The following is a 20172-nucleotide window of genomic DNA, read 5'->3' on the forward strand; positions in this document are numbered from 1 at the left end:
TGCGTCGTTTAATTATTATACATAATCTATTAAGGAATGCAATAGTTTTTTATTGAATAAATCAACTTTTTTATCAAAAAAAGACCATATTTCAGGTCTTTTCATTATAATTCAACTTTTTCTAACTGAACAAGCCCAATTTCCATTAAATTTTGATTACCTAAGAAATCAATCAAAACAGAAGCTTCTTCTTTTTCATGATCAATAGATTCCACTTTTCCCTGTTTTCCAGCAAATGGACCAGAAACAACACGAACTTCATCACCAACACCAAAATCAACTTCAACTTGAGATGTTTTGATACCCATACTTTTTAAAATAGGATCAATTTCTTCCTTAGGTAATGGGAATGGTTTCGCTCCACCACCAGAAGATCCAATGAACCCAGTTACTCCTGATGTATTACGAACAATATACCATGCCTCATCTGTCATGATCATTTCTACCAGTACATAACCAGGAAACATATTTTTCGTTTTATTAATTTTTTTACCATCTTTGATTTCAGTTTCTACGTGTTCAGGAATCACAATATTAAATAAACAGTCCTGTAATCCCATTGATTCAACACGTTTTTCTAAATTTTCTTTAACTTTATTTTCATGACCTGAATATGTATTCACAACATACCAGCGTCTTCCTTCATCATTCATTCCAGACATCTTAATTCAACCCCAATGCTTTTAAAATTAATGCAATAACTGCATCGCTACCATAAAAGTAAATTCCAAACAAAAAGCAAAAAACCAAAACAACAACTGAATTATAAGCCAATTCTTTTTTTGTTAACCAATGAATATTCTTGATTTCAGCACGAATACCCTTTAGTGTACACCATTCTTTGATTTTCATGTCTACCTCCTATTTTGTTTCTTTATGGATTGTATGTTTTCCACATTTTTTACAATATTTTCTCAACTCAAGTCTTTCTACATTTAATCTTTTATTTTTAGTGACTGAATAATTACGTGATAAACACTCACTACAAACCAAGATTACTTTTTGTTTCATGTTCATCACTCCTTTACCGTTAATATAATTTAACATATTTATTTTAGCTCGTCAATGGCAACTATTTTCTTTGAATAGCGATAAACCGCATTATAGACACTTTTTACTGAAATATGAAGCTTTTTTGCAATTTCTACTTCGTCATAACCAGCCTTTTTGTAATTCATAACCATCTTTTCACGTTGCGATGTTTTGGCATCAATCTGTAAAGCATAGTAAGTGGCTGTTTCTTTAACAATCAGATGAACTTCAGGCTGATAGCGCTCATGAATATCAGCGACCAGATCTATATAGCGTGTATCTTCATCTTCACTCGTATAACTATCCAAGGAAAGAATTGTCATTCCTGCACGATAACAAACATCCTTATTCACACGCATTAAACTTAAAATACGTTTGGTAATAGCAATCTTCATAAATGTCGATAAGCTTGCTTTTTGGTCATCACGATAACTATCCAGAATATCATGAAAACCCATCATAGCCATTTGAATAAAATCTTCATATTCATAACCATTTATAAAATATTTTGTAAAAGCTAATACCCATTTTGAAACTCTGCGATAATAGCGTTTATAAAGTATATCTTGAGCTTCCTCACTGCCACATCGCATTAAATAAACCAATTCATCATCATAATTGTAGCCTTGCATGCTACCTCCTTTCTACTTTAAAGGATGACGTGAATTGTAAATCTGATAAAGTATAATCGCTGAAGCAACAGAAGCATTTAAAGACGTAACATGTCCCGTCATAGGTAAAACAACATTCATATCACAATGCTTTTTAACCAGACGTGATATACCAAACCCCTCTGAGCCAATCACAACGACAAGAGGCATATTGTAATCAATGGCACGATAGTCCTGTGATTCATCTAAGTCACAACCAACGACCCAAAAACCTTTTTCCTTTAAATCGTCTAAAGTTCTTGATAAATTCGTCACTTGTGCAACTTTCACATAATCAATGGCTCCAGTAGATACTTTAGCTACGGTTGCAGATAATCCTACACTCCTATTTTTACCAATAATAACACCATCGACTTCAATAGCATCACAAGTTCTTAAAATAGCTCCTAGATTATGTGGATCTTCCAAACCATCAAGCATCAGCAACAATGGTTGTTTCCCTTGTGGAATAGCATTTAAAATTTCTTCAAGCGTATAATAACGATAATCTTGTACTGCTGCCACAATACCTTGATGAACAACAGATCCAACAAGTTGATTTAACTCATCTTTATGACGCACCATATGCACCTTCACATGTTTAGCTTTTGCAAGGGAAAGAACTTTATCATCTTTTGCATTTTTCATCAAATAAACCTCATAAACTGGTTTATTTCCCTTTAAAGATTCTATAACTGTGTTTTTTCCATAAATATATTGTGTCATATTTTTCACTCCATGCGTCTCAAATTTTTCTCATGTTTTTCTCATTTTCACAAACAAATAATTTAAATAACTCAAAAATTTCTGTTATTCTCTCTTGCTTTTTTAATAAATACAAATGTCCTATTAACGCTTCAAAACCTGTCGACTGATTATAGATAAATACTGATGTATTTTTCGGTACATGTCGACTCTTTGCATTTCTCCCTCTTTTATAAATACTTATTTCTTCTTCACTTAACCATTGTTTCAAAATAGCTTCCTGCATAAATGCTGCCTGAGCTTTGGCACTGACAAATGACTTAGAGGCCTGCTGTAATAAATCTGGCTTCATGATGCCTTTTTCAACCAATAGATATTCTCTCACATAAACCTCAAAAACACTATCACCTAAATACGCTAAAGCTAATACATTTATTAATTCTGGTTTCATTATAAAATTCCTTTATTCTGTAATTCTTGTCTTAATAAATCTGCCTGTTCAAAATTCTTTGCACTTTTTTCTTTTTGCCATTGCTGATATAAAGCAATTTCACTATCACTTAACTGTTTTGGATTATAAACAAATCCCATTGTATCTAACATACACAGCAACGTCTGATAATTCTTTGATATTTCTAAATCATCTTTTTCTTTGACTCTCATCAATTGATTCAAAACTTTCACTTGTCCTAAAATTTGTGACAATGCTAATGAAGTATTCAAATCATCACTCAATGCTTCCACCATTTGATCCACAATATTTTTATAATAATCTTTATGATCAATATGTTGAATCTGTAAATATAAAGACACTTGTTTAATAATATTTTCTACTTTTTCAACTTCTTTTTTCACATTATTCAAGACTTCATCTGTAAAATTCAATGGATTACGATAATGTGTAGAAAGCATAAGCCATTTATAAACATTGCAGCCAAGTTGTTCTAATAAATCTTTAGCCCATAAAACATTTCCTAAAGATTTTGACATTTTCTGATTATTAATGTTAATCATCTGATTATGCATCCAGATATGTGCAATCGGATGATGATGACATGCCATAGACTGTGCAATTTCATTTTCATGATGTGGGAATTTTAAATCCTGTCCACCACCATGAATATCAATGCGTCCATTTTCAAAGATATCATTAATCATAACAACACATTCTGTATGCCATCCTGGTCTTCCTTTAGACCATGGACTATCAAATTGAATTCCTTCATCTGTTTTTTTCCATAATGCAAAATCTGTTGAGCTTTCTTTTTTATCATTATCATCCACACGTTCACTTGCTCCAGCAATCAAATCTTCAATTTTAATCCCTGATAACATCCCATATTCATGAATTTTTGTAACTCTAAAATAAACGTCACCATCAACTTCATATGCATATCCCTGTTCAACAAGACCAGCAATAAAATCAATAATAGGCTGCATCGTTTCAGTTACACGTGGAGCATAAGTTGGAAACAACAAATTTAAACCTCTACGAACATCTTCATAGGCTTTAATATATTTATCTGTTAATTCTTTTTCACTGACACCTTCTTCTTTAGCAGCTTTTATGATTTTATCATCTACATCCGTAAAATTAGAAACAAATGTCACCTTATAACCTAAATATTCAAAAGTTCTTCTCAATATGTCAAACACAATCATTGGACGTGTATTACCAATATGCACATAATTGTAAACCGTTGGTCCACAAACATAAATACTGACTTCTCCCTTTTTAATTGGAACAAACTCTTCCTTTTGATTTGTGAGTGAATTAAACAGCTTCATTCCCTTTCCTCCTTAAATAAAAAAGCATATGATAAAGATTTCACTTCTATTAACCTTATCAAATGCTTTATTAACTCTTTATCTATCAATACTATAACAAATTCATATGAGTTAATCAAGATTAATGATGAACTGTCAAAGATTCTAAATACTGTAAAGCCACACCACTTTGTTCATCATATACATTTTCTGGAGCTTGATAACTATAAATATAACTTGCTTCCTCAGTAAAATATACCATTTGTACAAATTTCATACCCGAAGCCTGATAAGTCCCTGTAAACTGATAACACTCGATACCACTTGGAATAACTTCCTTATAATAATCAACATCAATGGCACCTTCTTCTTCCAATTGTCCTCCATATAATTGAGGCAATTCATTTAAAACATTATCCGTATCATCAATGATTGTTGCGTAAATATACATTTCATCATTTTTTGTAAATCGAACATCTTTTTGATTTTCATTGTTCACATTTAATTGAAAATCTTTAGGGTAATAGAAGGAAACCTGATCAGCGACTTCATAAAGAGTCCCATCTCTTTCTAAAGATATATCTGTTTTCTCTTTTTCACATGCAAAAAGAGTCACAACCAATAATAAAACCGCCAAAATTTTGATTGAGATCTTCATTTTCCTCCCTCCTTATGGAAACATTGTACTAAACTCAACTCTGAAAATCAAATAAAATTTCTTTATCAAACAAAAGAGATAGGTTTCCCTATCCCCTTTATTAATCTAACAATGAATTAAAAACTTTCAAATAGGCATCAGCACTTTTATCCCAATCAAGTTTCGCTTCCATTGCACGATGAACCAATCCTTGCCATTTTTCTTTATCCTGATAAACCTTTAATGCATAGTCAATAATGTCCATCATTTCATGTGCATTATAATTTTTAAAGCTGAATCCATCACCTGTATTTTCATACTCATTATATGGTTCCACGCTATCCTTTAATCCACCTGTTTCTCTGACAATTGGTATTGTTCCATAACGAAGTGACATCATTTGTGATAAACCACAAGGTTCAAATAATGATGGCATCAAGAACATATCACAACCAGCATAGATACGACAAGATAAACCAAAGTCATATTTAAGATTTAATGATAACTTTTGATTATGATAAGCTGCTATTCCTTTAAGTGGTTCTTCATATTTTTGATCACCAGCACCTAAAATCACAACTTGAACATCACGTTTCATCAATTCTTCCATACGATTAATAATTAAATCTAATCCCTTTTGCCAAGTCAATCTTGTGACAATACCAATTAATGGGACATCTTTATTTTCTGGCAATCCGCATTCTTTTTGTAAAGCTAATTTATTAATAACTTTCTTTTCATCAACATTTGTAATGTCAAAATGTTCTACAATTTCAGGATCTGTGGCAGGATTGATTGTTTCATAATCAATACCATTTAAAATACCATACAAATCATGACGACGCATTTGTAAGATATTCTGTAATCCTTCACCAAAGCTATCTGTTAATATTTCTTTAGCATAAGTTGGTGATACAGTCGTAATAATATCACTATAATAAATAGCCGCTTTCATCATATTGAAACATCCATCATTACGGCAGTTACCATTATAATAGAGATAATTATCTAATCCAAAATGATCACTTAACAATGCAGGATCACATTTTCCCTGATATGCAATATTATGGATTGTGAAAACAATTTTAATACCTTGATAATATTCATAATATGCATATCTTTCTTTATATAATGTGGCAATCATGGCCGTTTGCCAATCATGTAAATGTAAGATGTCTGGTTTAATATCAATGTGTGATAACAATTCTAAAACTGCAAAGTCAAAAAATGCAAATCTTTCATTATCATCATCATAACCATATAAACCAGGTCTTCTAAAGTATTGTTCATTATCAATGAAATAATAAGTGACACCATCATATTCAGCTTTAAAAACACCACAATAGCATTTTCTCCAACCAACCCAGATATCATAGTTTGTCACATATTCAATTGTATCTGCCAATTTCATATCCTGATATTTAGGCAAAACAACAATACATTCATGTCCTTTTTGAACAAGTGCTTTTGGAAGTGATCCTAAAACATCTGCTAAACCACCTGATTTAATATAGGGATTCGCTTCACTTGTTGCAAATACGATTTTCATTATACAACATCCCCTTCTTTAACATAAAGTGGTTCTCCTTCACCAATAAGCTCTGTTTTCTTTTCTACACGAGCATCTTTATCAATAACTACATTTTCCAAATGAGCTCCTGCGCAAACTTTAGAACCATTTAATATAATACAATTTTTCACAACGGCATTTTTACCAATTGTAACATTACGTGATAAAATACATCCATCAACTTCACCATCAATGACAGCCCCATTAGCCACAAATGATTTTTTAACAACAGCATTCTTTAAATATTTTGTAGGTGGTGTATCATTTGTATTGGTAAAGATTGGCCAAGTACTCTTAAAGACTTGTGTTGAAACATCCATATCCAAGAATTCCATGCTCACTTTATAATAAGCTTCATAAGAATCAATGCATCTTGCAAATCCTTTATATTCATAAGCCATGATTTTTCTTTCATCACATAAGTAAGCAAGTGTATCTCTTAAATTAAAGAATGAACTAATCTTTTGAGCATAGCTAATTAATTTTAATAATGTCTTTTTATTAATAACATATGTTTCTAAAGAAATATTTCTCTCTTTTCTATTTCCTTTATTATTCTTGATTTCCATAACTTGTTTACCTTTTAAACGTAAGAAATCAGAACCAACAAATGTTTCATCAGCATTATCGATTTTTTGATAAACCATTGTAATTTCAGCACCAGATTTTGCATGTGCATCAACAACATCAGCATAATTCATTGTTGTAATAATATGAGCTGGTGCAATCACAACATAATCTGCTTTTGATTTTTCAAGAAAAGCAATATTTTCCACAATATTATTAATATCATGATTATACATTGAACTATTTGCATATTTTTCATTATATAAAAGTGAAACTCCTCCAGATTTAGAGTTAAAATTCCAAGAGTTTCCATTTCCTAAATGTTTAAACAATGATCTTGGTTTTTCTTTAATAAGAATACCCACTGTATCCACATTAGAATTTGACATATTTGATAAAACAAAATCAATAATTCCATAACGACCTAAAAAGCTTACTGAAGCTACTGGTCTTTTTTCTGTTAAACCTTTATATGAAACATCAGAGTGTAAATTTATATATCCAACTACTTTTGCCATCTCGTTAACCCCCTCTTATTATGCATTGTCACTGACAAGTTCCACTTCTTTAGCTTCTTTATTGATGACGTCAGTTGATTTAATGACAACACCTTCATCAACAATAGCTTTGTAGATTTCTGCACCCTCTTCTACCAATACACCTGGCATTAAGACAGAATCAACAACCTTTGCACCTTCACCGATATATACATTGTTGAATAAGACAGAACCTTCTACATCACCATTAACGATACAACCTTGAGTAACAAGTGAATGCTTAATTGATGCTTCTTCACCAATAATTTGAGGTTTACTCAATGTATCTTCAGTATAGATTTTCCAATCCTTTTTCACATTATAAAGATCTAACTCTTTATCATCTAACAAGTCCATATTGGCTTGCCATAAACTTTCCACAGTTCCAACATCTTTCCAATAACCAGAGAATTCATAAGCATATAATTTTTTCTTATCTTCTAACATCATTGGAATGATATTCATACCAAAATCATGTTTACTATTTTCATCTTTTGCATCTTCAATCAAATATTTTCTTAATTCTTTATAAGTAAAGATATAAATACCCATAGATGCCAAAGTTGATTTTGGTTTTTCAGGTTTTTCTTCAAATTCATAAATTGAACCATCTTTATTTGTATTCATAATACCAAAACGACTTGCTTCTTTTAAAGAAACATTTAAAACAGCCACTGTTAAATCAGCACCTTTTTCTTTATGTGCTGCCAACATTTCAGCATAATCCATCTTATAAATATGGTCTCCTGATAAAATCAAAACATATTCAGGATCATATTGATCTAAGAAACTGATATTCTGATAAATGGCATCAGCTGTTCCTGCATACCATGTTGCTCCAACTCCACCTCTTTCACGAGCTGGTAAGATAGCAGCTAATGAGTTATTTCCATCAAGTCCCCACTTAGTTCCAGCACCTACATATGTTCCAAGCAAGACTGATTCGTATTGTGTCAAAACTCCAACAACATCAATTCCAGAGTTCGCACAATTACTTAAAGGAAAGTCTATAATTCTATACTTTCCTCCAAAATGTACAGCAGGTTTCGCTACTTTTGCAGTTAATGCTTCAAGACGTGTTCCACGTCCTCCAGCTAAAATCATCGCAACAATTTCTTTTCCCATAATTTTTCCTCCTCAATTGTGATTGTGAAAGTGCTTACCTATACCTCTATTTTATCACAATCTTTTTTAAAAAAATACTATTTCATGTCAATTTTAATTAAAAATTTTTATCAAATTTTTATCAATTTCATCCTGTTTTTAAATAATATTGAACTCATCAATATTTTTTTATTTTTAGCAACTTTTCTAAATTTTTTCATATAGTGAATAGAGGTGATTAGAATGTCTCCTAGAATCTTATACAACGATTCTGATGTTGATTTACTGGCACGCATTATGAAAGCTGAAGCATTAGGCGAAGGTGAAGAAGGTATGTTGATGGTCGGTAATGTTGTCGTAAATCGTGTCGTAGCTAACTGCGATGTTTTTAAAGATACACGCACAATTTCTGAAGTTGTTTATCAAAAAAATGCTTTTTCTGGGGTCGGACAACCATTATTCAATCAACCTGTTAACGCCAAAGAAAAAGAACTGGCTTTACGCAATATTGATGGTTATCGTATTGAACCAGCTACAAATGCCTTATGGTTTAAAAATCCTGGCAGCAATGTCTCATGCCCCCAACAATTTTATGGCGAACTCAGCGGACGTTACAAAAATCACTGTTTCTATGCACCTGGTGCTAAATTAAATTGCGACTTATAGGAGGATATATGGATACAAACAATCAAACAATCGTTCCCGGATCTCAAACTTCATCTCTACCAACTCCCATTTCTGAACAGACTTATTTAGAAAATATTTTACGTTTAAATATCGGAAAACTTGGTACTTTTTACTTCACATATACTGGCAGTGAAGACTGGCGCGATCGTGTATACAAAGGTATTATCGAAGAAGTAGGACGTGACCATTTTGTCGTACGTGACCCCAAAAATCAAAAATATTATATTTTTCAATTTGTCTATTTCGTTTGGGCCGAATTTGATGAACCTATCAATTTTAATACACGATAGCAATTAAAAAAACCAATAAAGTTTCGTTCTTTATTGGTTTTTATTCACTTACTTTCTTTAATTCCTGATTTTTTAATTCAATCAGATATTTTCTCACTTTCGAGATAAAATGCAATGACCCCGTTACCACAATATGCTGTTTTTTTATATAAGCTGTCTGCATAGCCTCAATATAACTTTTAACAATTGTTAATTGAGGACGTGGTTCTATGGTCGATAAATCAATAGCTCTTTCATCCTGAAACGTTGTCACATAGACAGGATAACCTGCTTTTAACATTTCATCAATCATCTCATCAACATCACGATCATTCAAACAAGAAAAGACAATCGCTACATCCTTTTCTTTTTTGACTCTTAATGTCTGCAACAAAGCTTGGATTCCAGGCATATTATGTGCTCCATCAATATCAACCTGTACATCATGATAAGATAATGTTTCATAACGCCCTTTCCATGAAGCCTGTTCAATCGCTGGTTGTGTAACAACAGGATCAAACTTAATAAGTTTTGAAGCAATAGTTAAAGCAAGTCTGGCATTTGTTACCTGATAGATTCCTTGATTTTCCAAGGTAAATGCCATATCACGATATCTAAAATGGAATGGATAACGTGACACCTGATATTCTGGAACGACATACATCACTGCTCCCATAGCATCACATTGTTCTTGAAATCTTGCTAGAATTGTTCCCTTTGTTTCACTGGTAATAAACATCTGATTAGGTTTTATGATACCCATCTTTTCATTAATAATATCATAAATATCCCCTAATTGTTTTTGATGATCAAGCCCTATATTCGTAATAGCACTGACAATAGGATCAATGACATTTGTTTTATCATTCAAACCACCAATACCCGTTTCAATGATACGATAATCCAAATCTAAAGATTGAAAATAAGCCAACATGATTAAGACATCAATTTCAAACATAGATAACTGATCTTCTTCAATGATGCGATAATATTGATTCACGTATTTCAATAAATCTTCATCACTTATAGGAATATCATCAACACGAATACGATCATTATGACTGATCAAATAAGGTGATGTAAAAGTTCCAACTTTATATCCATGAGCATTTAAGATACTTCTTAAATAATTCACAGTTGAACCTTTTCCATTGGTTCCAGCAATATGTATCATATTTTTTTGTTTCATTAAAATGTGACATTTATTTAAGGTTTCTCGAAATTGATCAATTGTTCTTTTACTTCTTTTTGATTCTATATATGCAATGGCATCATTCACATGAGTAAACATTAACGAATCCTCCAATCTATCGGTTCTATCCCTTGACTTATTAAAAACTGATTCGTTTTAGAAAAAGGTTTCGAACCAAAAAAACCACGATAAGCTGATAAAGGTGAAGGATGAGGGCTAGTAATGACACAGTGTTTGGTCTGATCAATCATTTTCGCTTTATCAATAGCCTGTCTTCCCCACAATATAAATACTAATGGCTTCTCTCTTTGATTCATAGCCTCAATAATATGATTGGTGAAAATTTCCCATCCTTTTTCTTTATGAGAATTAGCACGATGAGCTTGTACTGTCAAAACAGTATTTAATAATAACACACCCTGATGTGCCCACGCAGATAAATCACCATGACGAGGAATATCAATTCCAACATCATCATGTGCTTCTTTATAAATATTAACCAGACTCGGTGGAATTTGCACACCCTTTGCGACACTAAAAGCCAAGCCATTAGCCTGATGTTCTTCATGATAAGGATCCTGCCCAATAATGACAACTTTAATATCATCATAATCTTTAAAATTAAAGCAATGAAAAATACGATTGCGAGGTGGATAAACCGTATGTATCTGATATTCATGATTCACAAAAGCTTCTAACTGCTGATAATAAGGCTGTTGACGTTCATGATCAATAATTGTTTTAAAATCCATTAAAGAATAAACCTTTCTACAATTTCAGCAATGACACCTTCATTATTATCTGCTTTTGTGACAACATCACAAACTTTTTTCACATCTTCCACAGCATTACCAGCTGCAACTGATAAACCAGCAACTTCTAACATTGGTAAATCATTATAATTATCCCCTACAGCAATGCATTCAGATAAATCAACACCAATGATTTGAGCTAAATGTTTTAATCCCTGTCCTTTATCCACACCAATCTTATTAAATTCCATATAACGATTAGAAGAATAGCTTACTGCACACATTCCCTCAGTGATAGCTTTCATTTGAGGTTCCAGACTCATTAAATAAGGCACATCTGTATTTTGAAAAAGAATTTTTGAGATAGGCTCATCTTTTAGAAAATCCATTGTATTTTCAGTCATAATTTCACATTCAACCTGTTGTTCACGAATACGCTTCGCTTCAGATTCAGATAAATTATAAACATATACTTTATCCTTTGTATAAATATGCTGGCAGACATCTTGCTGTAAACCAAATTCAAAGATTTCTTTTGTCTTTTCAAAAGAAAGTCCTTCAAAATATAAAAGCTTATTATCTTTGTTTTCTGTTAAAGCTCCACCATTGAAAGATAAGACATATTCTTGTGGTATATCATACAATCCTAATAATTTTAAATCACGTTGAATAGACATGAAACCACGCCCAGTTGCTGGGACAAATTTCACTCCTTTTTCTTTCGCCATTCGTATAAAATCAATATTTCTCTGACAGATCTTATGTTGATCATTCAACAATGTTTCATCCATATCACTTGCGATCACTTTATATTTCACTTTTATTTTTCCCCCTTTAAAATAAATTTTTCAATCACTTCTTTAACAGCTCCCTGATCATAGTCCACCGTTGTAACATAATCACTGATGGCTTGAATATCTTGAGCTCCTCCAGCCACACAAACACCTAAACCAGCTTCCTGAATCATCGAAACATCATTATAATTATCACCAATCGCAATCACATTTTGTTTATCTATATGAAGATAATCAGCTAACCATTTCAATGCTGCCCCTTTACTGACACCTAAAGGATTAAATTCCAGATAACGATATGATGAATAACTGATTGAAAACTGTTTTTTGATATCCTCTGGTAAATCTTGTTCAACATTCTTTAAATAATCCATATCAGGTTTGACATATAAAAATTTCGCAATCTTTTCATTTTTTAAAAAATCCATATGATAATCATCTATAACCGTAAACGCTGCTTTTTGAGCTTTTTTTCTTGCAATCTCCGTTGGATCTGGTTTAAATAAATAACAATGATTTAATGTAAAAATCATAATACATACATCATAATTTTCTCCTAAGTCAAAAAGTTGTTTAGCCTGATCAAAAGTTAATCCCTGAAAAGACAATATTTGAGCATTTTGATTTTCTACAATCAGCCCACCATTAAAACAAATAGAATATTCATGGGCCTGGTTGGCTGTTCCAATTTCTTTAAGAATGTCTTCAATCATTGAAAATGAGCGTCCCGTCGCTGGCACAAACTTAACATCCTTAAGCTGTCTGATAGCTTCCTGATTAAACTTAGGGACATGATGATTGACTAACAATGTTTCATCTAAATCGGATAAAATCATTTGATACATGATTATTCCTCCCCATATAAAAATGCCATGAATAGAGGCACTCTTTGACGCCATTCGCTTTCATTATGTCCAGCCCCTTCAAAATAATGGGCTTCCAGATGTTCTATTCGAGATTGTAATTGCTCGTAAATGATTTGATTGCTTTCTATGTACCATTGATTAATCTTTTGATCATCACCACTTTCAAATTCACCCAAGTCCAAATAAAAACGATTATCCTGACTATATTGTTGATGCCTGATCACATCTAAAAATTCATCAACATAGAACCAGAAAGCGGTAGATAAAGCCGCACACTTTTTAAAAACATCAGGATAACGAAGAGCCCCATAAGCACTAATAACTGCCCCCATAGAGCTACCCACAATACCAGTATTTTCTTTTTGGGTACGAAAACGTTGATCAATATAAGGTTTAAGCTCATCTTTTAACCAATCAATATAAGCTTTTCCTTCTCCACCAATAATCATGCCTTTTTGACCCGTTTCCTGATAAGACAATGCTTCATTAATCTTCCATGGACCATACTCATCCATACGTTTAAAACCTGTTTCATTGCATGGAATGGCGACAAGGATGATTTCCATTCCTGTTTGTTTGACATACTCTAAAAATCCCCAACTTATACCACAATAAGAGGAATAATCAAAGAAAGCATTTTGTCCATCTTGAATATAAAGAACAGGATAATCTTTATTTTGTTGATAATAATCATCTGGTAAATATACAATAATTTCACGTTCTCGCTGTAATGTTTTCATGGGAAAACAAAAAGATACAAACATTTCACAACCTCCTTTGATAAGACAAAAAAATAAGCCCGAGCTTATTTTTTTGTTTCTGGTAATTTAATAACCTCTTCTCCATCATCAGGAAAAATATATTGCTCTCTGGCATATCTGGCAACATAATCATCATCCGCTAAAAGTTCCACTTCTTCAGATAATTCTTTCTTTTCCTTTTCTAATTCTGCCTTTCTTTCTTCTAGTTGTGCGAGCTGCTGCTTTTGACCTATGACACGATAAGCATTCACTCCTAGGGTATAAATCAGCAAAGCAGAAAGACCAATATAGACAAAGCCTAAGAGTTTTTTATATCTTGGTGTTTTCTTTTTTGCCATTTTCTCTTCATCCTTCCTATTCTTTTTTGTATTATACCATTAATATAACGAAAAAAGAAGATAAAAGGTGAGAATATTCTTTTGAAAATAGATACAATCTTTTCTAAAAAGTACAAAAGATAATACGCATAATAATGACTATATAACAAATATCCCATCAACATAAAAATAAAAAAATAAAGTCTTAAAATTCCTTCATTCAAGAACACCAAACCATAGAAATAAAGCATTCCAAAACAGATACCTATCAGACATTGACAAATGTATCTTAAAAACATGGGAATACCATACAACAAACGATTCATGATATGATAAACACCCGTCATGACAAAACCAAATAAAAAGGAATAAAACAGACATTGAAACTGTACAATTAAAGACATTATTTCAAGAGTTTATTAAACATTTTTTCTTTAGGATGTTGCTTTTTCTTATCTGAAACATAACTGATACTATCAATATTGCCACGAATACTGACTTCATTTTGATCTTGATCTAAACGCACTAACGTCAGTTCACTTCCTGTAATATTTAAATAACCTAGGGATGTTTCAATCAAAAATTCATATGCATCAAAACTTTCTATTTTTTTAACTCCTGTTAACTCTAAACTTTTACGATCTTTTAAACATACATGATGATAAGGCGTCTGTTCAAAATGTAAACTATTATCCATATTCAACCCTCCTACATCAACATATGTATATCAAAAAGAATTATGCTAAAAAAAGGTCTACAAAATTGTAACCTCTGGCTTTTTCTTCTCTTCTATAATTTCATATAACATATGACTATCATCTTTTAAAACATGATCTCTTAATTCTTTGACTTTCACCACAAGAATACTACGTCCAAATTCTACTTCAATGATGTCATCTATCTTTAATTGAGTGGAAGGTTTTGCGACCTTTCCATTCACTTTAACACGTGAAGCTTCACTCATTTCTTTGGACAAAGTTCTTCTTTTAATAATTCTTGATACTTTTAAAAATTTATCTAAACGCACGATTCTATTTCCTCCTCAATAATATCTTTCACAAAATCCAGCAAAGTCTGATCCATTAAATAATAAGGTGTCTGATGACTTAACATAATCAAAGCCCCTTGTATTTCCTGTTCACAAAGCAATGGATAAATAGTCACTTGTTCCTGCTTACCATAAAATTCCATCGTCGTTTCAATATGCTGTTCTTTTTGATCTAATAATAATAGAAAATCTTTTGTTAAATCACGTCTTTGATATTTAGCCAGTCCATCTGATGAACAGACCACAATACATCTTTTATCACATAGTAAAAATGTATTATGGTACTTACTATAAAGACGTTCTAATAAGATTTGAATTGTGGGACTTAATTTATGCAAGATAGAAAATTTTGTTAAAACAATGTGATTATGTTCTACTGCAAACGAAACACTTTCTCCTTCTTTCAACATTAACTGTTTTCTAATTTCTTTAGGTATAACAATTCTTCCCAAATCATCAATTCTTCTGACCATTCCAGTTGTTTTCATGACTCTTTCACCTCAAATATTCATTTGATATTAGTATATCCACTCCCAATTCTTTTAATCTTTGATATTCTTTAAAATCAGGAATTGTCCATGAAGCAACAAGAATATTGTGTTGTTTTAATTGGTTGATTCTTTGGCTATTTAAAAAATCATAACGTGGATGAAAAGCACCAATATGATATTTGAGAAGCTCCTGATATTTTTTATCATAATTTTCTTCCATTAAATATCCTACATATCCTTGTGGATAAAGACTTTTCATTTTTAATACTGATGGTAAATAAAATGATGAATAATAAATTTTCTTTTCAACACCTAACTGACAGACCAGCTGATGCACTTTTTCTTCAAGCTCAGTATAATGAATAACATCTGTCTTAAGTTCAATATTGACTAAAAAATCTTTATCTTGAATAAAAGTCAGTAAATCTTTTAATAATGGTAAAGGATAATAACCAGCAGATCCATGAGAAAATGAAAATCTTTTTAATTCATCATATGTGTAGTCTTGAATATATCCTTTTCCATCACTTGTTCGATCAATGGTTTCATCATGAATCAAAACCAGTTGACCATCCTTGGTCATATGAACATCTGTTTCCACGCCATCAAAGCCTTTTTGGTAAGCTTGAACAAAAGCTTCCATGGTATTTTCTGGATACTGAGCACTATATCCTCTATGAGCGAATAATTTCATATCTTTATCACCTGCACTATGCTATAATATTATACTATAAATGTGAGGTGTTACAAATGATTAAAGCTATATTTTTTGATATTGATGGAACTCTTTTATCACACTCAACACAAAGTGTTCCTGAATCTACTAAATTAGCTCTACAACTATTAAAAGAAAAAGGAATTTATACTTTTATCGCAACAGGAAGACATATTTCTGAAATCAGGGATTTACCTTTAGATGATTTAGAATTTGAAGGATATATTACACTTAATGGTCAATACTGTTACAACAAAAACAAAGTGATTTATGATTTACCAATCGATCCACAAGATATTCAACAAATTCTTTCTTTCATTGATCAAAAACCATTTCCATGTATTTTTGTTGAAGATGATAAAATGTATATCAATTACCACAATCAAGCTGTTGAAACGGTTCAAAAGGCCATTTCTACCCCTTTACCTGAATTAGGTGATTTAAAACGTGGTTTGACTCATCCTATTTATCAAGTCATTCCTTATGATATTACAGTTGAACAAGAACAAGAAATTCTCCAACAGATGCCCCACTGCCAATATACACGTTGGCATGATTTAGCCATTGATATCATTCCAAAAAAGGGTGGTAAACAAAATGGCATTTTAGAAGTTTTAAAAAGCTATCATATCTCACTTGAAGAAACAATGGCATTTGGTGATGGGCATAATGATATAGACATGTTAAAGTTAGTTAACATTGGTGTTGCAATGGGAAATGCAAAGGATGAAGTCAAAGAAGCCGCTGATGAAGTCACTGATGATATTGATCATGATGGTATTTATCAGGCACTCAAAAGACATCATATCATCTAAATATTCATTTATCATTTTTGATAAAAGGACAAGGCATGAAAACCTTGTCCTTTGATTTATTGTGTTAAAACTTCAGTAATCACAGGTACAACTTGTTTCTTTCTTGAAATAACACCAGGTAAACTTGCCTGCTGATCAACAAGTTCAACATGGAAAGCTGTTTCCACATAATCTTTACGAGGCCCTGCGACTAAAACTTCACTTGTCGCATTAATAACATCAGTTAAAAGCAACATTGTAAATTCCATATGATTATCTTTTGCAACCTGTTCCATATAATCAAGCATATCTTTTTTATATGGAGCAAATCCTTCAATATCCATTGTATTGACTTGTGCAACACCTGCTGATAAATCACCAAATGTAAACTTCTTATAATCCTGATTGAAGATTTCTTCAACAGTTTTACCAACCAATGAAGTTCCTGCTTTAAACATACTCATACCAAATTCTTGAATATCTACTCCAGCTATAGCTGCAAGTTCTTTAGCCATTTTGGTATCGGTTGGTGTACATGTCGGAGATTTAAATAACAATGTATCACTGATAATAGCCCCTAACATTAAACCAGCCATATCTTGAGGAATCTCAACACCAGATTCTTTATAGCATTTTGCTACAATTGTTGCAGTACATCCAACTGGTTCAGCTCTAAATAATACTGGTCCAACTGTTTGAATATCAGCAACTCTATGATGGTCAATGATTTCTAAAATTTCAGCTTCTTCAATGCCATCAATAGCCTGACTTCTTTCATTGTGATCGACTTGAATGACTTTCTTCTTCATTCCATTTAACACCTGATAACGTGAAATAGATCCAACAACTCTACCCATAAAATCAATAACTGGGTAACTACGATAACGTGTTTCACTCATGACTTCTTTAACATAATCGACTGTATCATCAGTTGAAAAAGTTGTTAAACCACCTTTTTGCATCACATATTCTACTGGTACAGCCTGAATGATTTGTTGTGATGCCATGAATGTATTGAATGGTGTTGAAATGACACTCATATGTGCATCTGCACAACGCTGTAATAATTCTTTAGAGATAGAAAGTGATCCAGTTAAAATAATCAATGATATCTTTTTATTCATTAAATGTTCAATCGCTTCATCACGATCTCCACCTACAATGACAACATCATTTTCATGCACACGTTTACTAGCTTCTTCGCCAGTCATAGCGGCAATATGAATTTCACCTTTGATTGTCTTTAACTGTTTATCCAAATAAAGAATACTTGCATCCAATGTATCAATCACATTTTCAATTGGTGTATTTGCTTCTTTTAGAATTTGACTGTCCCATTGGTCCATATATCCTTCAATAATATTAGAAGTTGATAATAATCCCAATAACTGACTATGATCATCTAATACAGGAGCACTTTTTAAATTCTGCTGTTTCATTAATGACCATGCTGTTTTTAATGTTAATTCTTTTGAAAAGACTGTCACTTTATCATATTCTAAGTCTTCAACTGTCTGTTTAACAGTTTTTAATAAAACTGGAATCTCTGTATGGAATCTTTTTAAAATATATTCCGTTTCCTTATTAATTTCTCCTAATCTGACTGGTACCGCATTATAACGTCCAATTGTAAATAAATAATTGGCATAAGCAATCGCACTACAAATAGAATCACTATCTGGATTTTTATGCCCACTGACAAAAACAATATCTTTCATGTCTATCCCCTTTCTCTACATTTTCTTTAAATAACGATAAATTGTCGGTTCACTTACAGCCAATTTTTCAGCAACAAGTACAATTGCACCCTTGACTTTAAATGTTCCTTTTTCCTGTAAGTATTTGACAACCTTGATCTTTTCTTCAACATTTAATCTTTCAACTAGAAAATAACTTGGAAAGCCCATTTTTTCCAGGCATTCTTTAATATATTTATCAATCATTTCATCCAATGGTGATGATAAAATCTCAATTGGATTATCAAGCTTAAATTCTACGTCTTTACGTTCTTTAATACCAAGAATTCTTTTTAATGTCGTTTCTATATATTCATAATCAGAAATATTAACATTGACACAAAGCATTCCTACAGGCATTTCCTGCCCATCTTCTTTGATAAAGTATGTTGCTGAACGAAGTAATTTTCCATCACTACCTGTTGTTTTATAATTCATGACATAATCATGATCTTTATATTGTTTTGTTTTTAAGTAATGAATAGATAAATTAGATAATTTAGCACCTATTTCTCTACCAGAAATATGACTATTCGCAATCGCAACAATTTCCTGTTCTTTGGAAGTGAGATCATGAAGCGCTACTTCCACATTATCACCTAAAGCCTCCCCTAAAAAATCAACTAACTTTGCATAGGGTTCTAATAATTTATACATGAATTTCGCCTCCAATGTGATTATACACTATATTTTCAAAAAGAGATAGCTTTTTTATCATGATAAAAACTAATTATGAAATTTCTATAGATGCATCAATCATATATTGATCATCACTCCCATTATATTCTGTGAAAGATAGCTCATCAAAAAGATTGTGACAAGAATTTCTGCAATGATGCCACATATCATACCATTCATACAGGACTTCGCTTTTTGAGGAAAGTCTTTACGCCAAATGATATATAAAACCAATCCTACAAGTGGCGCAAAAAAGGAGATCAGAGCAAATAAAAAAACTGGGTGCATCTGTTTCATGATAGACATATGGTGAATTTTGTAAGGGATAGCCACAATTTGGACAATACTGCATATCCTCCTGAACCACTTTTCCACAATGCTGACAATACACAAAAACCACTTCCTTTTCTACAATCTTTTCATGACATCATTATCATATTCAATTCTTTAAAATAACTCTTCTTCATATTATTATATCATTTTGAATTCAATAACAAAACAAAC

At 31.9% G+C, this 20172-nt stretch carries 28 protein-coding genes; 3 read left to right on the forward strand and 25 right to left on the reverse strand.

The features are described 5' to 3' along the window. Positions 1 to 104: 104 nt before the first annotated feature. From nusG to ACESR5_RS10935, 11 genes are all read right to left on the reverse strand, one after another. Positions 105 to 662, reverse strand: a complete 558-nt coding sequence (nusG, locus tag ACESR5_RS10885) for a transcription termination/antitermination protein NusG (protein WP_087244296.1) — start codon at positions 660 to 662, stop codon at positions 105 to 107. A 1-nt stretch (position 663) separates the two neighbouring features. After that, the gene (gene secE / locus ACESR5_RS10890; protein ID WP_087297185.1) at positions 664 to 852 is read right to left on the reverse strand and encodes a preprotein translocase subunit SecE; all 189 of its coding nucleotides are present in this window, start codon (positions 850 to 852) and stop codon (positions 664 to 666) included. 9 nt (positions 853 to 861) lie between these two features. After that, a complete protein-coding gene (gene rpmG, locus ACESR5_RS10895; RefSeq protein ID WP_087244298.1) occupies positions 862 to 1011 on the reverse strand; it encodes a 50S ribosomal protein L33 in 150 nt (49 codons plus the stop codon). Between the two features lie 38 nt (positions 1012 to 1049). Next, complete coding sequence (locus ACESR5_RS10900) at positions 1050 to 1664, reverse strand: sigma-70 family RNA polymerase sigma factor (protein ID WP_087244299.1); 615 nt, start codon at positions 1662 to 1664, stop codon at positions 1050 to 1052. Between the two features lie 12 nt (positions 1665 to 1676). Then, positions 1677 to 2408: a 23S rRNA (guanosine(2251)-2'-O)-methyltransferase RlmB gene (gene rlmB / locus ACESR5_RS10905; protein WP_087244300.1), complete on the reverse strand. Its 732-nt coding sequence runs from the start codon at positions 2406 to 2408 to the stop codon at positions 1677 to 1679. Between the two features lie 19 nt (positions 2409 to 2427). Further along, complete coding sequence (locus ACESR5_RS10910) at positions 2428 to 2838, reverse strand: Mini-ribonuclease 3 (protein ID WP_087244301.1); 411 nt, start codon at positions 2836 to 2838, stop codon at positions 2428 to 2430. Continuing rightward, complete coding sequence (gene cysS / locus ACESR5_RS10915) at positions 2838 to 4175, reverse strand: cysteine--tRNA ligase (RefSeq protein ID WP_087244302.1); 1338 nt, start codon at positions 4173 to 4175, stop codon at positions 2838 to 2840. The genes ACESR5_RS10910 and cysS overlap by 1 nt, the downstream gene beginning before the upstream one ends. 121 nt (positions 4176 to 4296) lie before the next feature. Further along, entirely contained in the window at positions 4297 to 4812 is a 516-nt protein-coding gene (locus ACESR5_RS10920) for a hypothetical protein (protein ID WP_373155718.1), read from the reverse strand. 100 nt (positions 4813 to 4912) lie between these two features. After that, positions 4913 to 6340 carry a glycogen synthase GlgA gene (gene glgA, locus ACESR5_RS10925; RefSeq protein ID WP_087244304.1) on the reverse strand — a complete coding sequence of 476 codons (1428 nt, stop codon included), beginning with the start codon at positions 6338 to 6340 and terminating at the stop codon, positions 4913 to 4915. Further along, positions 6340 to 7446: a glucose-1-phosphate adenylyltransferase subunit GlgD gene (gene glgD, locus ACESR5_RS10930; RefSeq protein WP_373155721.1), complete on the reverse strand. Its 1107-nt coding sequence runs from the start codon at positions 7444 to 7446 to the stop codon at positions 6340 to 6342. The genes glgA and glgD overlap by 1 nt, the downstream gene beginning before the upstream one ends. Before the next feature lie 18 nt (positions 7447 to 7464). Then, the gene (locus ACESR5_RS10935; protein ID WP_373155751.1) at positions 7465 to 8592 is read right to left on the reverse strand and encodes a glucose-1-phosphate adenylyltransferase; all 1128 of its coding nucleotides are present in this window, start codon (positions 8590 to 8592) and stop codon (positions 7465 to 7467) included. 219 nt (positions 8593 to 8811) lie between these two features. Between ACESR5_RS10935 and ACESR5_RS10940 the strand changes: the two genes are divergently transcribed. Together ACESR5_RS10940 and ACESR5_RS10945 are read left to right on the forward strand one after the other, a co-directional pair. After that, positions 8812 to 9234 carry a cell wall hydrolase gene (locus tag ACESR5_RS10940; protein WP_087244307.1) on the forward strand — a complete coding sequence of 141 codons (423 nt, stop codon included), beginning with the start codon at positions 8812 to 8814 and terminating at the stop codon, positions 9232 to 9234. A gap of 8 nt (positions 9235 to 9242) precedes the next feature. Beyond that, entirely contained in the window at positions 9243 to 9545 is a 303-nt protein-coding gene (locus ACESR5_RS10945) for a spore coat protein GerQ (RefSeq protein WP_087297190.1), read from the forward strand. A gap of 40 nt (positions 9546 to 9585) precedes the next feature. Here ACESR5_RS10945 and ACESR5_RS10950 read toward each other — a convergent pair whose 3' ends face one another. The 11 genes from ACESR5_RS10950 to ACESR5_RS11000 are packed head-to-tail and all read right to left on the reverse strand — an operon-like array spanning position 9586 to position 16439. After that, the gene (locus tag ACESR5_RS10950; protein WP_087244309.1) at positions 9586 to 10815 is read right to left on the reverse strand and encodes a folylpolyglutamate synthase/dihydrofolate synthase family protein; all 1230 of its coding nucleotides are present in this window, start codon (positions 10813 to 10815) and stop codon (positions 9586 to 9588) included. Next, a complete protein-coding gene (locus ACESR5_RS10955) occupies positions 10815 to 11468 on the reverse strand; it encodes a uracil-DNA glycosylase (protein ID WP_087244310.1) in 654 nt (217 codons plus the stop codon). Before ACESR5_RS10955 ends, ACESR5_RS10950 begins: the two co-directional genes overlap by 1 nt. Beyond that, on the reverse strand, positions 11468 to 12286 hold the full coding sequence (locus ACESR5_RS10960; RefSeq protein ID WP_129736033.1) for a Cof-type HAD-IIB family hydrolase: 819 nt from the start codon (positions 12284 to 12286) through the stop codon (positions 11468 to 11470). Before ACESR5_RS10960 ends, ACESR5_RS10955 begins: the two co-directional genes overlap by 1 nt. A gap of 2 nt (positions 12287 to 12288) precedes the next feature. After that, complete coding sequence (locus tag ACESR5_RS10965) at positions 12289 to 13107, reverse strand: Cof-type HAD-IIB family hydrolase (protein WP_373155726.1); 819 nt, start codon at positions 13105 to 13107, stop codon at positions 12289 to 12291. 2 nt (positions 13108 to 13109) lie between these two features. Further along, positions 13110 to 13892 carry an alpha/beta hydrolase gene (locus tag ACESR5_RS10970; RefSeq protein ID WP_373155729.1) on the reverse strand — a complete coding sequence of 261 codons (783 nt, stop codon included), beginning with the start codon at positions 13890 to 13892 and terminating at the stop codon, positions 13110 to 13112. A 41-nt stretch (positions 13893 to 13933) separates the two neighbouring features. Beyond that, the gene (locus ACESR5_RS10975; protein WP_087244313.1) at positions 13934 to 14227 is read right to left on the reverse strand and encodes a septum formation initiator family protein; all 294 of its coding nucleotides are present in this window, start codon (positions 14225 to 14227) and stop codon (positions 13934 to 13936) included. Next, positions 14188 to 14610, reverse strand: a complete 423-nt coding sequence (gene yabQ, locus ACESR5_RS10980; RefSeq protein ID WP_087936571.1) for a spore cortex biosynthesis protein YabQ — start codon at positions 14608 to 14610, stop codon at positions 14188 to 14190. Before yabQ ends, ACESR5_RS10975 begins: the two co-directional genes overlap by 40 nt. Further along, positions 14610 to 14903, reverse strand: a complete 294-nt coding sequence (gene yabP, locus ACESR5_RS10985) for a sporulation protein YabP (protein ID WP_087244315.1) — start codon at positions 14901 to 14903, stop codon at positions 14610 to 14612. The genes yabQ and yabP overlap by 1 nt, the downstream gene beginning before the upstream one ends. 57 nt (positions 14904 to 14960) lie before the next feature. Next, positions 14961 to 15233, reverse strand: coding sequence for an RNA-binding S4 domain-containing protein (locus ACESR5_RS10990; protein WP_373155733.1), 273 nt, complete (start codon positions 15231 to 15233; stop codon positions 14961 to 14963). Beyond that, a complete protein-coding gene (locus tag ACESR5_RS10995; RefSeq protein WP_087244317.1) occupies positions 15224 to 15742 on the reverse strand; it encodes an AbrB/MazE/SpoVT family DNA-binding domain-containing protein in 519 nt (172 codons plus the stop codon). Before ACESR5_RS10995 ends, ACESR5_RS10990 begins: the two co-directional genes overlap by 10 nt. A 7-nt stretch (positions 15743 to 15749) precedes the next feature. After that, positions 15750 to 16439, reverse strand: a complete 690-nt coding sequence (locus ACESR5_RS11000) for a glycerophosphodiester phosphodiesterase family protein (protein WP_373155736.1) — start codon at positions 16437 to 16439, stop codon at positions 15750 to 15752. A 56-nt stretch (positions 16440 to 16495) separates the two neighbouring features. Here ACESR5_RS11000 and ACESR5_RS11005 point away from each other — a divergent pair, with 56 nt between their 5' ends. Beyond that, positions 16496 to 17275 (forward strand): Cof-type HAD-IIB family hydrolase, encoded by a 780-nt coding sequence (locus ACESR5_RS11005; protein WP_087303780.1) that lies wholly within the window; start codon positions 16496 to 16498, stop codon positions 17273 to 17275. 56 nt (positions 17276 to 17331) lie between these two features. On the opposite strand, the gene ACESR5_RS11010 is transcribed toward ACESR5_RS11005, so the two are convergent. The 3 genes from ACESR5_RS11010 to ACESR5_RS11020 all read right to left on the reverse strand — a co-directional run bounded on the left by ACESR5_RS11010 (position 17332) and on the right by ACESR5_RS11020 (position 20068). After that, positions 17332 to 18972 carry a putative manganese-dependent inorganic diphosphatase gene (locus ACESR5_RS11010; RefSeq protein ID WP_087297198.1) on the reverse strand — a complete coding sequence of 547 codons (1641 nt, stop codon included), beginning with the start codon at positions 18970 to 18972 and terminating at the stop codon, positions 17332 to 17334. A gap of 15 nt (positions 18973 to 18987) precedes the next feature. After that, on the reverse strand, positions 18988 to 19647 hold the full coding sequence (locus ACESR5_RS11015; protein ID WP_087244321.1) for a transcriptional regulator: 660 nt from the start codon (positions 19645 to 19647) through the stop codon (positions 18988 to 18990). A gap of 229 nt (positions 19648 to 19876) precedes the next feature. Next, positions 19877 to 20068: a zinc-ribbon domain-containing protein gene (locus ACESR5_RS11020; RefSeq protein ID WP_373155739.1), complete on the reverse strand. Its 192-nt coding sequence runs from the start codon at positions 20066 to 20068 to the stop codon at positions 19877 to 19879. Between the last annotated feature and the right edge of the window lie 104 nt (positions 20069 to 20172).

It is taken from the genome of Clostridium sp. AUH-JLR23 (genome assembly GCF_964238065.1).
GTDB classification, from domain to species: Bacteria; Bacillota_I; Bacilli_A; order Erysipelotrichales; family Coprobacillaceae; genus Allocoprobacillus; species Allocoprobacillus merdigallinarum.

Excerpts from the sequence above, each read along its gene's own strand:
- nusG (WP_087244296.1), bottom strand. The coding sequence starts at position 662 with ATGTCTGGAATGAATGATGAAGGAAGACGCTGGTATGTTGTGAATACA.
- secE (WP_087297185.1), bottom strand. The coding sequence starts at position 852 with ATGAAAATCAAAGAATGGTGTACACTAAAGGGTATTCGTGCTGAAATC.
- rpmG (WP_087244298.1), bottom strand. The coding sequence starts at position 1,011 with ATGAAACAAAAAGTAATCTTGGTTTGTAGTGAGTGTTTATCACGTAAT.
- ACESR5_RS10900 (WP_087244299.1), bottom strand. The coding sequence starts at position 1,664 with ATGCAAGGCTACAATTATGATGATGAATTGGTTTATTTAATGCGATGT.
- rlmB (WP_087244300.1), bottom strand. The coding sequence starts at position 2,408 with ATGACACAATATATTTATGGAAAAAACACAGTTATAGAATCTTTAAAG.
- ACESR5_RS10910 (WP_087244301.1), bottom strand. The coding sequence starts at position 2,838 with ATGAAACCAGAATTAATAAATGTATTAGCTTTAGCGTATTTAGGTGAT.
- cysS (WP_087244302.1), bottom strand. The coding sequence starts at position 4,175 with ATGAAGCTGTTTAATTCACTCACAAATCAAAAGGAAGAGTTTGTTCCA.
- ACESR5_RS10920 (WP_373155718.1), bottom strand. The coding sequence starts at position 4,812 with ATGAAGATCTCAATCAAAATTTTGGCGGTTTTATTATTGGTTGTGACT.
- glgA (WP_087244304.1), bottom strand. The coding sequence starts at position 6,340 with ATGAAAATCGTATTTGCAACAAGTGAAGCGAATCCCTATATTAAATCA.
- glgD (WP_373155721.1), bottom strand. The coding sequence starts at position 7,446 with ATGGCAAAAGTAGTTGGATATATAAATTTACACTCTGATGTTTCATAT.
- ACESR5_RS10940 (WP_087244307.1), top strand. The coding sequence starts at position 8,812 with ATGTCTCCTAGAATCTTATACAACGATTCTGATGTTGATTTACTGGCA.
- ACESR5_RS10945 (WP_087297190.1), top strand. The coding sequence starts at position 9,243 with ATGGATACAAACAATCAAACAATCGTTCCCGGATCTCAAACTTCATCT.
- ACESR5_RS10950 (WP_087244309.1), bottom strand. The coding sequence starts at position 10,815 with ATGTTTACTCATGTGAATGATGCCATTGCATATATAGAATCAAAAAGA.
- ACESR5_RS10955 (WP_087244310.1), bottom strand. The coding sequence starts at position 11,468 with ATGGATTTTAAAACAATTATTGATCATGAACGTCAACAGCCTTATTAT.
- ACESR5_RS10965 (WP_373155726.1), bottom strand. The coding sequence starts at position 13,107 with ATGTATCAAATGATTTTATCCGATTTAGATGAAACATTGTTAGTCAAT.
- ACESR5_RS10970 (WP_373155729.1), bottom strand. The coding sequence starts at position 13,892 with ATGTTTGTATCTTTTTGTTTTCCCATGAAAACATTACAGCGAGAACGT.
- ACESR5_RS10975 (WP_087244313.1), bottom strand. The coding sequence starts at position 14,227 with ATGGCAAAAAAGAAAACACCAAGATATAAAAAACTCTTAGGCTTTGTC.
- yabQ (WP_087936571.1), bottom strand. The coding sequence starts at position 14,610 with ATGTCTTTAATTGTACAGTTTCAATGTCTGTTTTATTCCTTTTTATTT.
- yabP (WP_087244315.1), bottom strand. The coding sequence starts at position 14,903 with ATGGATAATAGTTTACATTTTGAACAGACGCCTTATCATCATGTATGT.
- ACESR5_RS10995 (WP_087244317.1), bottom strand. The coding sequence starts at position 15,742 with ATGAAAACAACTGGAATGGTCAGAAGAATTGATGATTTGGGAAGAATT.
- ACESR5_RS11000 (WP_373155736.1), bottom strand. The coding sequence starts at position 16,439 with ATGAAATTATTCGCTCATAGAGGATATAGTGCTCAGTATCCAGAAAAT.
- ACESR5_RS11005 (WP_087303780.1), top strand. The coding sequence starts at position 16,496 with ATGATTAAAGCTATATTTTTTGATATTGATGGAACTCTTTTATCACAC.
- ACESR5_RS11010 (WP_087297198.1), bottom strand. The coding sequence starts at position 18,972 with ATGAAAGATATTGTTTTTGTCAGTGGGCATAAAAATCCAGATAGTGAT.
- ACESR5_RS11015 (WP_087244321.1), bottom strand. The coding sequence starts at position 19,647 with ATGTATAAATTATTAGAACCCTATGCAAAGTTAGTTGATTTTTTAGGG.